Genomic DNA, 16,551 nt, shown 5'->3' on the forward strand with positions numbered 1-16,551 from the left:
GGGGCGGCGGGGGACCGGGCTACGCTGTTGGACCGGCGGGAGGCGGCCGCTGGAGAGGTGGATACCGCGGGGGCGGCCGACCTGGGGGTGGCCCACCCCCAGGCAGACCCGGAGGAGGCGGTCGTCCAGGCGGAGGCTTCTCTGGTGGTGGCCGTCCCGGCGGCGGTGGCTTCCATGGCGGAGGTCCGGGCGGCGGAGGAGGTCCTGGAGGGGGCGGACATGGTGGTGGCGGTCACGGTGGCCCCGGTGGTGGTGGACGCCACTGACACCCTGCTCAGGGGCCGGAGAGAACCGGTCCCTGAGCTTCTTCACTTGCAACGGGTCGATCAGAACGCTTCAGCGCCGCAATGCTCGACATGATTTCACCACTCTCAAGCTGCCCCGCAATTTCCGCGAGGGGCTCTCGTGCTTCAAGAGCTTCGGCCTTTTCCTTCCAGAACTGGCCGGTCTGAGGATCAGGCGCACACAGCCCGGCAGCCATATCAAACCGAAGGAGCGTGACTTCTCCGCTCAGGCTTCGGAGCGCGCGTAACAAGGCATGCATGCGCTCCGCCCCCGGTCCCACACCAGAAAGCCCACCAAGAAGCGGAAGCGAGCCACGGGCAAACTCCGCCCGTGTGGTGTCAATCCCTGCCTGACGCTGCGTCCGATCTGTAGAAACCGTATCATTGCCATTCAGTACGGCGGACAGATAGCGAATGTTCCCCACAATCGCGGCGCGCAACAGACCGTCCATGTCCTGCGTCTGCCGTTGGGGGAAAAGTGCAAAAGCGCAGCCAAGGCCAATCAGGCTGCCAAGCGTATTATCCAGAATACGGAGCCAGGCGACACCATCAGACGGCATCGTCATTTCCGTGACGATAATGAAATGTGCGCTCAGGAACAGGACCAGAAGCGTATAGTTGACCGCGCGCATGGCAATCGCGCCAATCACGAACAACGCAAGCGCGACCATCATTTCAGTCGGCCCCGGCAGGAACGGCGTTGCCAGAAGTGCCAGAACACCCCCGCCGATTGTTCCCAGAACGCGCTCCAGAGCCCGCACCAGGGTTGTCTGGCCGGAGGGCTGGATAACAAGCAGTACAGCCACGAGAGCCCAGAAGCCGTAACTCAGGCCCAACCACTGCGTCGCCAGATAAGTCCCCAGGAGGCCAACGACCATGCGAAGGGCATGACGCCAGATAACAGGCGTCAGCCGGGCGACGTGCTTGGGAGCGTCGGCATCGAAAGGGAGTCTCGCTTTCTCGGCCAGACCATCAGCAAGCGTGCCAAGCGTCCGTGCGCTGGTTGCCACCAGTTCTCCGATCGTGCCGGAGCGTACACGAATACTATCCGCCAGACCCAAAGCCTCTCGGGAAAGGCGTTTCAGATCTGGGCTGGGAGACAGAGCGGCCTCACTGGCATGCTGGCAAAGTGCCGAAAATGCTGCGAGTGTTCCACGCGCTTCAAAATCCAGCCCACGCGTTTCAACAAGATGCTCAACAGCCAGCATCGCCGTGAAAAGACGCTCTGCACCGGCAAGAGAGGCAATCAGGCGACCACGCATACTGTAACTGGCATGGCCTGCATCAATCTGAAGGGCAACACCTCTCGCCCGCTCAATGGCCGTGCGGATCGTCTGGCGATGAACCGTCTCCTGAAGGCGACCTGCGGCCAATTCTCCAGCCATCACGGCAAGAAGCTGATAGCAGCCCCCAACAGCCCGCCGTGCAGGCGCATAGGGATGCTGCGGCCATAGGATCAGGCACAGCACGATCGCCCACGTTCCACCGCCAGCAAAGGCGAGCGCAATCGTCAGAGCATCGTTGAATGAATGCGCCGGAAACCCGATCCCGGCGAGCATGACGCAGCCCAGCAGCGCGCACAGGAGCGCCATGCTGGGGACTAAGGCACGCGCCAGCCCCGCGAACAGACCTGTCACGATCAACCAGGGAATGACTCCCCCATACGGGAATGTCGCAATCAGGGACGTCACACCGCCCAGTACCGCACCCGCAACCGTAAAGATGCCGAGGATACGCATCTGCTCACGCGGTGTGCCACCGGGTTCAATCAGACAGCACCAAAATGCTGCAAAAGCAGCCCAGGCAAAAACAGCCTGATGAAAATAAAGAGCAGGAAGAAGGGCAACAACCGTTGCAAGGGCCGCCCGGACACCCTCAGCAGGAGCAAGTTGCTCCGGGCTGAGGGGAACAGAATGGCGGGCCAGAAACTGTGACAGGAAAGTCAGATGACGGGTGCGGTTCAATGAAGCCTGTCGCGCCAGTGGATCACGCACCGTCATGTTATCGTCCTGTCAGAATACGCTCCACGAGCTGACCAACTGTAGGAACAAATCCATTCGCATAGAAAGGATCAGTTCCGAAGCGCCAGGCATTCGTGCCACCAAACATCAGGTTGTGGTCAACCACATCATCCGCATGCTCGTCATTCGGAGCATGCGCAATCGTCTGAAGCGTCTTCTGGATGCAGAAAGACCGCGGGTCAGCTTTTTGACCGTTTGTGTAAGGCTCACGCTGCATCCAGTTGGAGAACTTGCACGCCGACAGGCAGCCCATGCAGTTCGTCTGGTCAGCCAGAATTTCACGGGCACTGTCAGGAGTGACAAAAACCAGCGTGTCATCAGGCGTACGGAGCGCCTCGGTGAAGCCCGCGGCCTCCCAACCTGCGATGTGCTGACGGTCCGTCGAGGACACGAACACTTCGCGCTTCCGTGCACCGACGCCGTAAGACGCATCCAGCTCTGCCGTGACTTCGGGGCTGTACGCAACCTGACGCTCCGAGCGGCCTCGCAGGTCATGCATGAAGCTGTTGTTGACAGCAGAGGAATAGAAGCCGGTCGGAGAGAAGCGGTTCAGATAAACATCCCCCTTCTTCAGCGTCAGAAGACGGCGCTTCCAAGCCTCCGGAATCGGGCTTTCCTTTGTCAGCAGCGGACGCGTTCCGAACTGGAAAGCGATTGGCCCAAGATCCGGGTTACCAATCCAGTCCTGCCATTCTTCAAGAGCCCAGACACCACCCGCCATGATAATGGGCGTTTCATCCAGACCGTACTGACGCAGAACCCGACGAAGCTCGAGCACACGCGGGAACGGATCTTCCGGCTGTAACGGGTTTTCCGTGTTGGAAAGACCATTATGGCCACCTGCGCGCCACGGATCTTCATACACCACGCCACCCAGCAGTTCCGGTGCCTTGCTGTACGCACGGCGCCAGAGCGCATTGAAAGCACGGCCGGATGACACGATCGGGTAGTAGGGAATACCGTGTTTGATCGCGATGTCAGACAAACGATATGGCATGCCAGCGCCACAGGTCAGGCCGTTGATGATGCCTGGAGCGCCTTCGAGGATACCCTCGATAATTTCTTCAGCGCCGCCCATTTCCCACAGGATATTGGCGTGAAGGCGTCCTTTGCCACCTGAGATCTCACGGGCAATCTTCGCTTGGGCAATACCGCCATCGATGGCGTAGCGGATCAGTTCGCGCTGCCGTTCACGGCGGGTCCGTCCGTGGTAAATCTGGGGAACAGGACGCCCCTGTTCGTCGTAGCTGTCAGCGTTGACGGCGGAAATGGTTCCAATTCCGCCGGCAGCGGCCCAATGACCTGCCGAAGTACCGGTGGAGACAGAAACACCTTTGCCCCCCTCGACGAGAGGCAGAACATCCTGACCACCAAAACGAAGGGTGTCGATCAACTTCATGGGGACTCGATGTCTCCGATACTCACACAAAAAAGGCGGGGCCTTGCGAGCCCCGCCCGAGGACTCACTCGGCGTCGCGACGGGGCGGACGGCCGGCCTTGGCCCCCACGCTCTCCGTGATATCGGCACCAGTTTCCTGATCGACAACCCGCATGGACAGCTTCACCTTGCCGCGGTCATCAAAACCGATGACCTTGACCTTCACGGCATCGCCCTGCTGGACCACGTCGGACGTCTTGGCAACACGGCCCTGCGTCAGCTCGGAGATGTGCACCAGACCATCACGCGGGCCAAGGAAGTTCACGAATGCACCGAAGTCGGCCGTCTTTACAACCTTACCGTCGTAGATACGGCCGATTTCCGGCTCAGCCACGATGCCTTCAATGCGAGCAATAGCCTTCTGGGCCTGTTCGTCATTGGAAGCAGCGATCGTGATCGTGCCGTCATCCCCGATGTCAACCTTGGCACCGGAATACTCGACGATCTCGCGGATGACCTTGCCACCGGAACCGATCACATCGCGGATCTTTTCCTTCGGCACGGACATCGTCGTAATCTTCGGCGCATTGCCGGAGACGTCGTCACGACCTTCCGTCAGAGCCTTGGACATTTCGCCAAGGATATGGATCCGCCCTTCACGAGCCTGCTCAAGAGCAATTTTCATGATTTCCGGCGTGATGGACGTGATCTTGATGTCCATCTGCAGAGCGGTCACACCGTCTGCCGTACCGGCCACCTTGAAGTCCATGTCACCAAGATGATCTTCATCACCCAGGATATCGGACAGCACAGCGTAGCCACGATCTTCCTTGATCAGGCCCATTGCAATGCCAGCAACCGGACGCGGCAGCGGAACACCGGCATCCATCAGCGCCAGGGACGTACCGCAGACGGTTGCCATGGATGAGGAGCCGTTGCTCTCCGTGATCTCGGAGACGACACGCATCGTGTACGGGAACTGTTCCTTGGACGGCAGCAGCGGATGCAGCGCACGCCATGCGAGCTTGCCGTGACCAATCTCACGACGGCCCGGAGAACCCATACGACCACACTCGCCCACCGAGTACGGAGGGAAGTTGTAGTGCAGCAGGAAGTTCGAGCGGTACTCGCCTTCGAGCGCATCAATGATCTGCTCGTCCTGGCCAGTGCCAAGCGTTGCAACGACCAGAGCCTGCGTTTCACCACGGGTGAACAGGGCAGAACCATGGGCGCGCGGCAGGATGCCGACTTCTGCAAGGATCGGGCGAACCGTCTTCAGATCGCGACCGTCGATGCGGATACCGGTCTTGAGGATGGAGCCACGAACAACCTGGGCTTCCAGCTCCTTGAGCATCGGCTTGGCCAGCTCAACGTCAAGACCTTCTTCAGCAAGGATCTCGTTGATACGGTCCTTGGCTTCAGCAACCTTCTTGTAGCGTGCCTGCTTGACGCGCTCCTTGTAGGCATCGGCCATCAGCTTGTTGCCGACCTTCTCGACGCGCTTGCGAAGGGCAATTTCTTCCTTCGTCAGCGACGGCAGATCCCACGGAGCCTTAGCTGCGTGTTCGGCCAGAGCGATAATGGCTTCGATCACAGGCTGGAAGGACGTGTGACCCAAGGTCACGGCTTCCAGCATGGTCTCTTCCGAAAGCTCGCTGGCTTCGGACTCAACCATCAGCACGCCTTCAGACGTACCGGCCACAACGAGATCCAGCGTGCTGTCCTTAACTTCGGACAGCGTCGGGTTCACGACGAGCTTGCCATCGATGCGACCAATGCGAGCAGCAGCAACCGGACCGAAGAAAGGAATACCAGACAGCGTCAGGGCAGCAGAGCAACCGATCAGGGACACGATCGCCGGATCGTTTTCCATGTCATGGCTCAGAACCGTAGCTGTAACCTGAACTTCATTACGGAAGTTCTCCGGGAACAGCGGACGGAGGGGACGGTCAATCAGACGTGCATTCAGCACTTCCGCTTCAGACGGACGACCTTCGCGCTTGAAGAACCCGCCTGGGATCTTGCCAGCAGCGTAAGCCTTTTCCTGATAGTTGACCGTAAGCGGGAAGAAATCCTGTCCCGGCTTGACGCTCTTGGCACCAACAGCCGTACACAGAACGACCGTGTCACCATAGGTGATCATGACAGCGCCGTCAGCCTGACGGGCGATCTTGCCGGTTTCAAGAATAAGCGGGCGTCCGGCCCACTCGATTTCCTTGCGGAAATAATCGAACATATCGTTCTCCTAGATTAGGAACGAGCCATCATCTGGACATCCGGCAGGTGACGGAGCAGCGTTTCGGACGGCATGGCGGTGGTAGCGGGACAATTCCCGCAACGACACCATGTGGCCTGAAACGCCGGTCGCGCACCCCACCCCCGGAAAGACCGATGGCAGGGGTGTCCGGGAGCAAGCCCCCGGACGACGTATCAGCGACGCAGGCCGAGACGCTCGATCACGCTCTGGTAACGAGCCTGATCCTTGCGCTTCAGATAGTCCAGCATGCTACGACGCTGACCGACCATCATCAGAAGACCACGACGGGAGTGGAAGTCCTTCTTGTGGGTCTTCAGGTGCTCGGTCAGGTTAACAATCCGCTCGGTCAGGATCGCAACCTGAACTTCCGGCGATCCCGTATCGGTCTCGTTCTGGCGGTATTCAGCGATCAGAGCCGTGCGGCGTTCTGCAGTAATCGACATCGTGTTCTCCAAAAAACTCGTGGTTTTCCAGCATCCGTGCTGCCCTGAGCCGTCCATCGCGGATCTGACACAAGCCAATCACGTGCTCTCCGATCATCGCACGCCACAGATGGTCTCCCTCCTGTGACACGGCCGGCAGAGAATATGTGAGATCCGAGGGGTCAAGAGACTGGCCCCAGATCAATATTCTTCCCTCCGCTTCGGTAACGGCCAGCGCCGGGATGTCGACCAGCGCGGTCGCCACATCCAGCAGAGGAGCCGGAAGAGCATCGGCGTTGTCCACAGTTTGAGTCGATTTGTCCAGTGCTATCTCGTCAATCATCATGGCATGGGACAGATCGAACGGCCCGCATTTCGTTCGCCGCAGGACAGAAATATGGCCAACAGTTCCGCAGGCAAGAGCGATGTCTCGCGCCAGAGACCGCATATAAACGCCCTTGCCGGACTGCACTTCAAAAACTGCAGTATCCACATCCGGTCGTTCTACCAGTGTGATCGAATCTATCCGTGCCGGACGGGGCGGAAGCTCCGGTGGACGGCCAGAGCGCGCAAGATCGTAAGCACGCTTTCCACCAACTCTCAGCGCAGAGAACACGGGAGGAATCTGCATCACATCGCCCGTCAGAGCGGGAAGACAGGCGCGTAGATCATCATCTGTTGGACGATGAACCGACGTCGCAAGAACTTCTCCCTCGCGATCATCGGTTGTGCGGCTTTCCCCCAAAGAGAGCGTAAAGCGGTAACGCTTTGTCGCATCCATAATATAAGGGATCGTTCGCGTAGCCTTGCCAAATGCGATCGGTAGGACGCCTGAGGCCAAGGGATCAAGCGTGCCGCCATGGCCTGCTTTTTTCGCGTCAAATTCCCAACGCAGTTTATTGACCATGTCCGTAGACGTTGGGCCAAGCGGCTTGTCGAGAATCAGCCATCCGTCAATCTCGCGTCCGCGTTTTCTTGCCACTGGTCCAGCATCCCTCACTCATGATCGGGCGCTGATAGACCAGTCTGACCTGTAAATGCAAAAACACCCCTGACCCGGAGGCCAGAGGTGTTGTGCAAAATCAGTCTTCCAGATCTCGGCTAACTTCCGGTGAACGAAAGAGCTGATCCAGTTCCATCGCATTATCCAGCGCCGTATCTGGCTGGAAATGAATTTCCGGAACACTTCGCAGTCGAAGCACCTTGGCCAATCCGGAGCGAAGGAAGGGAGAAACCCGCTTTAAAGCAGGAAGAACTTCTTCCACATCGCTTCGGCCCAGTCGGGTCACGAACACTGTCGCGTGACCAAAGTCTGGAGAAACCCGCACTTCCGTAACCGTAATGCGAACATCGAGCAGGTCAGGATCACGAAACTCCGTGCGGGCGAAGATGTCCGCCAGAGTCCGGCGAACCTCTTCTGCCACCCGAAGCTGACGCGTGCTTGGCCCTTGGGCAACAACGCCTGCCGGGCCTTTCAGGTCATTTCTGGAACGTGAGCTCAAGCCGGGATCACTTCCATCTCATAGCACTCGACGACATCGCCTTCGCGCAGATCATTGTAACCTGCGAAGGAAAGACCGCACTCATACCCACGAGCCACTTCCTTGACATCGTCCTTGAAGCGCTTGAGCTGGCTGAGTTCACCCTGATGGATGACCACGTTCTCACGCAGCAGACGCACGCCACAACCACGCTTGACGAGGCCTTCGGTGACGTAGCAACCAGCGACCTTGCCAGTCTTCGTGATGTTGAAGACCTGACGGATCTCCGCATAGCCCAGGAACTTCTCGCGATGCTTGGGCGCAACCTTGCCCTTCACGAGCTGCTCTACGTCGTCCGCCACCTGGTAGATGATGGAGTAGTAGCGGATATCCACGCCCTCACGCTGCGCCAGTTCACGAGCCTGCGTTGTCGCACGAACGTTGAACGCCACGATGATGGCATCAGAAGCCTTGGCGAACTGGATATCGCTTTCCGTGATCTGACCGACGCTGGCGTTCAGGACGCGAATTGCAACTTCCTCATGAGCAAGCTTCTGGACGGTCGTGGAGATTGCTTCCGCAGAACCCTGAACGTCCGCCTTGATAAGAAGGGCAACTTCCTTCTGATCACCGGCCTGAATACGAGCCAGCATCTGGTCGAGTGTGCCACGGGCAGCAACCTGCGTCGCAGCCTGCTTTTCCTTGATGGTACGCTGACGGAATTCGCTGATCTCACGAGCGCGGACGTCGTTTTCAACAACAACGAACGGCTCACCTGCACCCGGAACACCCGCGATGCCGAGAATCTCGACAGGCATGGATGGGCCAGCGTCCTTGAGCTGACGACCACGATCATCGAGAACCGCACGAACACGTCCCCACTCTGCACCAGCGACAACAATATCGCCGCGACGCAGTGTGCCCTTCTGAACCAGAACGGAAGCCACTGGGCCACGTCCGCGATCAAGGCGGCTTTCGATGACCGTACCTTCGGCCATACGATCCGGGTTAGCTCTCAGATCAAGCATTTCAGCCTGAAGCAGAATAGCTTCTTCCAGCTTGTCCAGCCCCGTACGCTTCAGTGCCGAGACTTCGACATCCTGCGTATCACCGCCCATATCTTCGACCACGATTTCATGGCTTAGAAGTTCCTGACGGACACGGGTTGGGTTGGCGCCCGGCTTGTCCATCTTGTTGATGGCGACAATGATCGGGGCATTCGAAGCCTTGGCATGCTTAATGGCTTCGATCGTCTGCGGCATGACACCGTCATCGGCCGCAACCACCAGAACGACCACGTCCGTCACGGATGCACCACGAGCACGCATGGACGTAAACGCCTCATGGCCCGGTGTATCGATGAAGGTGATCTTCTTCCCAGAAGGTGCTGTGACCTGATACGCACCGATGTGCTGCGTGATACCGCCGGCTTCTGCACCAGCCACATCAGCAGAGCGGAGTGCATCGAGAAGAGACGTCTTACCGTGATCGACATGCCCCATGACGGTCACGACCGGAGCACGCGGCGCCAGATCTTCTGGGCGATCTTCAACACCCTTGATGCCGATTTCCACATCGCTTTCAGCAACGCGCTTCACACGATGGCCGAACTCTTCGACAATCAGCTCAGCAGTATCGCCGTCGATGCTCTGGGTTGCCGTCGCCATGACGCCCATTTTCATGAGCGACTTGATGACATCACCCTGGCGGGACGCCATACGGTTGGCCAGCTCGGCTACCGTGATGGTTTCCGGAACAATTACGTCACGCACAACGCGCACCTGATCAGAACGAAGACGTTCAAGCTCAGCCTGGCGACGCTCACGATCGCGCTGACGGCGAACTGAAGCCAGCGAACGGGTTTTGCCGTCATCGCCTTCAATCGCTGCACGCACGTCAATGCGACCGCTACGACGGTCATTGCCGCCCGGGCTCTTACGTGGGGAAGGTTGCGTGGAACGACGCTGGGCCGGACCACTGGGTGCACCACCACTGCGGCGAGCAGGAGCACGACGCTCTTCTTCGCCACCCGCCGCGGCTGCGGGAGAACGCAGATGAAGCGTCTCACCACCACGGGGCTGTGCAGGAGCTGCAGCCGCAGGACGTGCGGTCTGAACCGGACGCTCCGGCATGATTGCGCGCTCTGCAAGAGGACGCAGACGCTGCACGGGGGCTGCTAGCTGCACGCCGCCCGTTGAATGCGTACGCGGGTCAAGCGGAGCAGCACGCTGGGCTTCTTCAGCTTCACGTTCTGCCTGACGCGCAGCGCGCTGGGCTTCTTCTTCAGCGAAGATGCGCGCGTCTTCTGCGGTTTTGATTGCCTGACGATCACGCTCGATGCGTGCAGCTTCTTCAGCCTCTCTCGCCTCTGCGGCAAGACGCTGTTCTTCCTCGGCACGACGGGCTGCTTCTGCAGCCGACATGATCTGGATCTTTTCGGCTTCGCGGCGTGCAGCCTCTTCAACCGCAGCTTTACGCTGTGCTTCCAGAACGCGCTGACGCGTTGCAAGCTCCGCAGCCGTCAGGGCGCGACCGCCAGCACCAGCACCACGACCACCACGTGCACCGCCAGCAGCAGAGCCACCCGGGCCGGACGCTGCGCGCTTGGGCTTGCGAACTTCAACCTGCACGACCTTTGAGCGGCCGTGGCTGAAGCTTTGACGCACGGAGCCAGCGTCGACTGTACGACCGACCTCCTGACGTCCTGCGGGGCGTAGGGACAGGCGGCCAGTCTTGTTCTGTTCGCCGCCCTGTGATGGGGTCTGTGTTCCGTCCTGGTTGCGCTCGTTGCCGTCGCTCATAGTTCCGCCTGTTCCTTACTGACCCCTTCGGGGTCTGGGAGCGGACGTCCTGCCACTCCCGAAAATCTCTCATGTTCGGCGATCAGGCGCTGTGCCAGCGCACCCGGCGCCATCACCGCATAGACCGCCCGGTCCCGGCCGAACGCCGAAGCCAGGACGCGATCGGGAACTGTCACCACCGGCAGAGATCGCCGGCCCGACACCAGTCTGGAGAACTCGTCCAGGCTTGCACCTTCGGAACGGATCACCACCCCTGCCCTACCGGAAATGAGCCACTCCCGGCATTTCTGAAACCCGCAGACAACCTGTCCCGCTCTTCGGGCCAGACTGACAGCGTCCAACATCCTCTGTCCCAGTGCCGCCTCGACGAGATCCGCCAGACAGTCCGGTACAGACACCTGGGCCTTTGCAGCACGTGCAAAAGCCTGTCGGGTGCGGGGGCTATCTAACACATCCCGGCTGGCACTCAACCACATTCCCCGACCTGGCAGCTTTGCGGCCAGATCTGGCACAACCCGATTATCCGGGCTGACCACGAAACGGATCATGCTTTCAGGCGGCCTCTGCTCTCGGGTCACGAGGCAGCGGCGCTCTGAACCGCGACGCCCTAAAGCACCGCGAATGGGACCATTATCAATATCAGAAATATCAGACGTCGGTCGACTCCCCGTCCTTCTTTTCGGCTTCAGCCGATTCGTCACCCTCAAACCAGTGGGCACGGGCTGCCATGATGACTTCATTCGCGGCATCTTCATCCATGGCGTCTGCGCCAAGAATGTCCACGAGTTCATCACCTGCCAGATCCGCCAGATCGTCGAGCGTTTTCACACCCTTCTCACCAAGCGTCACCAGCATCTGGTTCGTGAAGACTCCGAGATCGACAACATCGTCCGTCACGCCAAGCTCTTTGCGCTTGTCGTCCAGCTCGTGTTCCTTGCCAGCCAGATACTCGTTTGCACGCAGCATCAGCTCTTCAGCAACACTCTCATCGAAGCCTTCGATGTCATGCAGTTCGCCCGGCTCCGTATAAGCCAGTTCTTCGATGGAGTGGAAGCCCTCTGTAACCAGAAGGCTGGCAATCACATCGTCCACATCCAGCGAGTCAACAAACAGGCCAGTCCGCTTGCGGAACTCTTCCTGACGACGCTCCGATTCCTCGGCCTCCGTCAGAATATCGATGTCCCAGCGGGTCAGCTGGCTGGCCAGACGCACGTTCTGTCCGCGGCGACCGATCGCGAGCGAAAGCTGCTCATCCGGCACCACGACCTCAACACGCCCTGCTTCCTCGTCCATCACCACCTTGGTGACTTCAGCAGGTGCCAGCGCATTCACAACGAATGTTGCAGCCTGCGGGCTCCAGGGAATGATGTCGATCTTCTCGCCCTGCAACTCAGCCACAACGGCCTGAACACGCGAGCCACGCATACCAACGCACGCACCGACCGGATCAATCGCCGCGTCACGGGAAATGACAGCCATTTTGGCGCGGGACCCCGGATCACGGGCAACAGCCTTGATCTCGATGATACCGTCGTAAATTTCCGGTACTTCCTGGGCGAACAGCTTGGCAAGGAATGCCGGATGCGTTCGTGACAGGAAGATCTGCGGGCCGCGCGGCTCGTCACGTACATCATAGATATACGCGCGAATGCGGTCCGAATTTCGGAAAGACTCGCGGGGGATCAGCTCGTCACGACGCAGAAGGCCTTCGGCATTGCCGATTTCAACCATCATGTTGCCGTACTCGGTCCGCTTGACGGTACCGTTGACGATCTCGCCTACGCGATCCTTGAATTCATTGAACTGACGCTTGCGTTCATATTCACGCACGCGCTGCACAATAACCTGCTTGGCCGTCTGCGCTGCAATACGACCAAAGTCGATGGGCGGCAGTGGATCAACGAGATGTTCGCCAATCTGAATTTCCGGCTGGAACTTACGAGCAATGTGAATGGGGATCTGCGTGTCCTCATTCTCCACCTGCTCGACAGCTTCCGTCCAGCGGCTGAGACGAACTTCGCCCGTCTTGCGGTCTATGGTCGCGCGAATGTCCTTCTCGTGACCATACTTGGCGCGGCCAGCCTTCTGAATGGCCTGCTCCATCGCTTCCAGCACTTCTTCGCGGTCGATGTTCTTCTCGCGCGAGACTGCGTCTGCGACCAGCAGCAGTTCAGGGCGGATAACAGATGTGTCCATCAGATCGGACCTCCAGCCAGCATGAGACGGGTCATTGTTTCTTCTTCCCCGGCTTCTTCGGATTCAGTTTCGGAACGCGAGGCGCCTCGCCGTCACTCTCCGCTTCAGGTGTGACACCCGAAAGGGCAGCACTTGCCTCAATCAGGGCATCCGTCAGGATCAGACGGGCTTTGCGAACTTCCGCCAATGGCAGCTCCGCTTCAGTCCCGTCGTCCAGACGAATCACGCCCTTGCCATCCCGCGTGCCCATCACCGTTCCAGAGAAACGACGACGGCCATTGAGCGGAACATCAAGCTCAGCCTTGGCCAGATGTCCGGCGAATCGTTCCCAGTCCTTTGCACGGGTCAAAGGGCGGTCGATTCCAGCTGATGATACTTCGAGCATCCATGCGCCTGGAATCGGGTCATCCACGTCAAGGATGGCACCGACGGCATGACTGATCTGCTCGCAGTCCTCCACGGAGATCAGGGAGCCGTTTGCACGGTCCGCCATGATCTGAATGGTCGGGGTGTCGCGCCCGAGAACGGAAAGACGGACGAGCTCATAGCCCAGGTCCGCCAGCGTCGGCACGATCCGCTCCGCAATGCGGGCTTCAAGGCCCGTCAGATGAGGCAGTTCGAGACCGGAAGATGTGTTCTGTTGAGGCAAGACAAAAAAGGCGGCCCGTCAGGGCCACCCCCCGAAAAGAAGCGGAAGATGAATGGAATGACCTCTATCTAGGCCCTCCACCCTCGCAATGCAAGTAGAACGACAGGGATACAGCCCCATAAGCATATCGAAAGATTTGTTTACATTTATCAGTGCGGAGAATGCTTGCCTTGAACGGGTAGTCAGGGTGAGATGAGGCCCTGATGACAGCCGAACCCGAGCCTAAACCGCATCTCCTTCCGCAGCAGGATGCTCCCCGGAGCCGACCTCTCTGGGCGGGAGGTAGTCTTCTGGCCGTGGTCACCATTGGGGCCGGGGCATTTTTCTACACTCATGCCACAACGCCCAAGGCGGCAGTTCCTGCTCCTCCGCCGGACAATGCTGCCGTTGGCACGGCACCGGCGCTTCAGGCGGCGGTTCAGCTTTCCATGCTCTCCGCACAGAATGCCCCTAAAGCGCTTGCTGCTACCAGCTTCAATGCCCAACAGCGAAGCCAGATTTTAGCGGCCGTGCAGCGTGGCGATATGCGCCTTGTGGAAATGCCGGTTCTGGATGCGGCAGGCGTGACAGGACAGACCGTTGATGTCACAGTATCCGGATTGACCCAGCGCGTTGTTTTGACAGGAAAATTCCAGCGGCTCATTCTGCCGATTGCCGAAGCCGCACAGGTTACGATTGATCCTGTCACAATGCCGCACGCACCCGCTCTTACCATTGGTGCCATGACCGCCCTCGGCCCCGAAGCCCTGCCAAGCCTGACTGCGCTGAGTCAGCGTATCGTGCTTGGCGTGATTGTTCAGTAAAGGCCACCCCGGTGTTCAAGTCCCTCGTTCCCATGCTCAACCGGGCCATGCCAGTTATGATGGCGGCCTTCCTGATTCTGGCGGTCATTCAGGTGGCCGTCATGCTACACCTGTCTCTGGATGGTTTCTGGAGAGCTCTGAACTGGGCACGCCCTGCCTATCTCCCCCTTGCGGGGATCGGCGCCCTCCTGACCGTCATGGGTCTGGGATACGAAACTTCTGCAGAAAAACTGGCGCGTCGTGGACTGCGCCGGAGGAAAGGTCTGATCATGGATGTTCTCAGCCGGCTGACCAATCGTGGTGCGCTTGAAGAACTCATGGCCCGCGAACAGCGCGAAACCGTCATCGATGCGGAGGAGCTTGCCGCATCTCTTCGGGCCCGCGTCATCGGGCAGGACCGTGTCTGCGAAGACATTGCCCAGCAGCTCCGCCGCCGCCTCGCTCTTCAGGTTCGCGGCAAGCCCGTGGGTATTTTTCTGCTGGCAGGCCCTCCAGGAACTGGCAAAACCTATCTGGCCAAGCAGATTGCCCGCCAGATGGAGCGCCCCCTGCTCCATTTCGATATGACGCAGATGTCCAGCCCCCATGCAGCCACACAGCTCTTCGGCTCCCCGAAGGGCTATGTCGGCTCAGATACTTTCGGCAAGCTGACCGGCGGTCTCAAGGATCAGCCAGATGCCGTCGTGCTGCTGGATGAAATTGAAAAAGCCCATCCGGACGTGTTCAAGAAGTTCCTCACTGCATGGAACGATGGTCACGTTACGGAAGCGTCTACAGGCGAGCAAGTCTCCACAACCCGCGCCATCTTCATGCTGACGTCCAACATCGCAACGGACGCACTGACAGAAATTGCGGACCGTTTGGAGAATGAGCCCGACAAGATGCGCGCGGAGTCGGTGGAAGCGCTCAAGCGGGCAGGCTTCGCTCCTGAGGTTCTGAACCGCCTCGACAGGATCTTTGTATTCCGCGCTCTCCGCGGTCTGGATCTGGCCCGTGTGGCCGCTCTGGAAATTGAAGCCATGATCGAAAGCTATGGCCTGCACGTTGAAACAGGCGGTATTGATCCGGCCCTGCTCTTTCAGGTCATGGTCAAGCAGAAGAACCTGGGCACCGGCGCCAGCGCTCGTGATCTGGTGCGGTCCATTGAAGATATGGTGAGCGAAAGCCTGATTATCGCCCGTCAGCAGGGGGCCAAGACGGTTCGCCTGACGGCAGGAGATGAGGGCGTTGTCGCGGAAATTTCCAAGGATACCGAAGCGCAACTCGGCCGCCTGAGCCACTGATCCATGACAGCATTTGGACGACTCTGGCGCCGTGCGCCTCTTTGGCGCACAAGCCTTATCATGATGGTCGGCGGGATCGGGATGGCGTCGTTTTTCCCGACCCCGGCTTTGAAGAAAGCCATGCCCTGGCTCCCAGGACATGCCCCTGGTGCAAGCCCAGCGTCTGCAGCAGGCGCGAGCGGCGCTCAAAACGCTGCCGGCGGCAATGCCCCCAATGGTGGCGTGGATCAGGTCGGTGTTCCCGATCCAGGCATCACCCTCCGCCACAGCCTGAAGATTGCCGGGCGCACTGTTCCTCTCCCGACCGGAGACTGGCACACCATCCTGACAGCGCGTAGCGGCCCTCACGGAGAAATTTCCCAGCAGGTTCTGGCGCGTACGGATAGTGGTGTTGTCTCGGCAGTCATTGTTGTCCGCGCCAGCCAGCAGACTCTTCCACAGGAAGTGACGGATGGGCTGGAAACGCCGTGCCATGATGATCGCAACTATGCATCACGTATCAGCGGAAAGCCGGGAGCATCGGAAGAGTGCACCTATATGGGGAACGCAGTTCTGGCGAACAATACAGTCAGCCCGGACCCGTTCATAACAGCGGCCTTCAACCGCATGGCAACACTCGGCTTTCCCATTCCACCCCTCATGATCAATGTTGGGTGGTATCACGCAGCCCTTCAGGGCACGCAGGGCGTTCAGGTCGAGACTGTTGAAACGCTTATTGCCCCAATTGAGCACGGGTCCCGCCAGCTCCTGGCACCCATTAACATCTGGGGCAAAGGCACAGTTCATTCCAATCCGGACTCCTCGCGCTTCATCACGGATCTGGATCGGTGGATGCTGAAATGGGCGGACGTTCTGCGGCAAGGGTTTGACGGGACGCTTGACCCTAATACCCTCACACCATCCATCACGAGTGATCCGTCAGCGCCCAAAGCGTCCTGACAAAAAAAGGCTGCCTCCCAACAGAGAGGCAGCCTTT

Annotated in this window: 14 protein-coding genes; 4 read left to right on the forward strand and 10 right to left on the reverse strand. The window is 59.3% G+C overall.

Annotated elements, in window-relative coordinates:
• Nucleotides 1–266: hypothetical protein (locus ABF979_RS09400; protein WP_415559380.1), on the forward strand; the 266-nt coding region annotated here is incomplete at its 5' end.
• A gap of 8 nt (nucleotides 267–274) precedes the next feature.
• Here the strand turns inward: ABF979_RS09400 and ABF979_RS09405 are convergent.
• The 10 genes from ABF979_RS09405 to rimP all read right to left on the reverse strand — a co-directional run bounded on the left by ABF979_RS09405 (nucleotide 275) and on the right by rimP (nucleotide 13,489).
• The gene (locus ABF979_RS09405) at nucleotides 275–2,284 is read right to left on the reverse strand and encodes an FUSC family protein (RefSeq protein ID WP_415559382.1); all 2,010 of its coding nucleotides are present in this window, start codon (nucleotides 2,282–2,284) and stop codon (nucleotides 275–277) included.
• A gap of 1 nt (nucleotide 2,285) precedes the next feature.
• Nucleotides 2,286–3,704, reverse strand: coding sequence for an NAD(P)H-dependent flavin oxidoreductase (locus tag ABF979_RS09410; RefSeq protein WP_415559383.1), 1,419 nt, complete (start codon nucleotides 3,702–3,704; stop codon nucleotides 2,286–2,288).
• A 64-nt stretch (nucleotides 3,705–3,768) separates the two neighbouring features.
• The gene (gene pnp, locus ABF979_RS09415) at nucleotides 3,769–5,919 is read right to left on the reverse strand and encodes a polyribonucleotide nucleotidyltransferase (protein WP_415559385.1); all 2,151 of its coding nucleotides are present in this window, start codon (nucleotides 5,917–5,919) and stop codon (nucleotides 3,769–3,771) included.
• 194 nt (nucleotides 5,920–6,113) lie between these two features.
• Nucleotides 6,114–6,383, reverse strand: a complete 270-nt coding sequence (rpsO, locus tag ABF979_RS09420) for a 30S ribosomal protein S15 (protein ID WP_007283842.1) — start codon at nucleotides 6,381–6,383, stop codon at nucleotides 6,114–6,116.
• Complete coding sequence (gene truB / locus ABF979_RS09425) at nucleotides 6,343–7,344, reverse strand: tRNA pseudouridine(55) synthase TruB (RefSeq protein ID WP_415559387.1); 1,002 nt, start codon at nucleotides 7,342–7,344, stop codon at nucleotides 6,343–6,345. The genes rpsO and truB overlap by 41 nt, the downstream gene beginning before the upstream one ends.
• Nucleotides 7,345–7,444: 100 nt before the next feature.
• Nucleotides 7,445–7,864 carry a 30S ribosome-binding factor RbfA gene (gene rbfA, locus ABF979_RS09430; protein ID WP_046900027.1) on the reverse strand — a complete coding sequence of 140 codons (420 nt, stop codon included), beginning with the start codon at nucleotides 7,862–7,864 and terminating at the stop codon, nucleotides 7,445–7,447.
• Complete coding sequence (gene infB / locus ABF979_RS09435; protein WP_415559389.1) at nucleotides 7,861–10,644, reverse strand: translation initiation factor IF-2; 2,784 nt, start codon at nucleotides 10,642–10,644, stop codon at nucleotides 7,861–7,863. Before infB ends, rbfA begins: the two co-directional genes overlap by 4 nt.
• Nucleotides 10,641–11,363: an RNA-binding protein gene (locus ABF979_RS09440; RefSeq protein WP_415559391.1), complete on the reverse strand. Its 723-nt coding sequence runs from the start codon at nucleotides 11,361–11,363 to the stop codon at nucleotides 10,641–10,643. Before ABF979_RS09440 ends, infB begins: the two co-directional genes overlap by 4 nt.
• On the reverse strand, nucleotides 11,293–12,840 hold the full coding sequence (gene nusA / locus ABF979_RS09445; protein ID WP_046900030.1) for a transcription termination factor NusA: 1,548 nt from the start codon (nucleotides 12,838–12,840) through the stop codon (nucleotides 11,293–11,295). The genes ABF979_RS09440 and nusA overlap by 71 nt, the downstream gene beginning before the upstream one ends.
• 31 nt (nucleotides 12,841–12,871) lie before the next feature.
• Nucleotides 12,872–13,489, reverse strand: a complete 618-nt coding sequence (gene rimP / locus ABF979_RS09450) for a ribosome maturation factor RimP (protein ID WP_415559393.1) — start codon at nucleotides 13,487–13,489, stop codon at nucleotides 12,872–12,874.
• A 203-nt stretch (nucleotides 13,490–13,692) separates the two neighbouring features.
• Here rimP and ABF979_RS09455 point away from each other — a divergent pair, with 203 nt between their 5' ends.
• Genes ABF979_RS09455 through ABF979_RS09465 form a run of 3 tightly spaced genes read left to right on the forward strand, consistent with a single transcriptional unit; the run spans nucleotide 13,693 to nucleotide 16,514 of the window.
• The gene (locus tag ABF979_RS09455) at nucleotides 13,693–14,292 is read left to right on the forward strand and encodes a hypothetical protein (RefSeq protein ID WP_086634017.1); all 600 of its coding nucleotides are present in this window, start codon (nucleotides 13,693–13,695) and stop codon (nucleotides 14,290–14,292) included.
• A gap of 32 nt (nucleotides 14,293–14,324) precedes the next feature.
• Nucleotides 14,325–15,575: an AAA family ATPase gene (locus tag ABF979_RS09460; RefSeq protein ID WP_211496058.1), complete on the forward strand. Its 1,251-nt coding sequence runs from the start codon at nucleotides 14,325–14,327 to the stop codon at nucleotides 15,573–15,575.
• A 3-nt stretch (nucleotides 15,576–15,578) separates the two neighbouring features.
• Nucleotides 15,579–16,514 (forward strand): hypothetical protein, encoded by a 936-nt coding sequence (locus tag ABF979_RS09465; RefSeq protein ID WP_211507281.1) that lies wholly within the window; start codon nucleotides 15,579–15,581, stop codon nucleotides 16,512–16,514.
• The last annotated feature ends 37 nt before the right edge of the window (nucleotides 16,515–16,551 follow it).

Origin of the sequence: Gluconobacter sp. (genome assembly GCF_047723935.1) — a bacterium.
Classification (GTDB): Bacteria; Pseudomonadota; Alphaproteobacteria; order Acetobacterales; family Acetobacteraceae; genus Gluconobacter.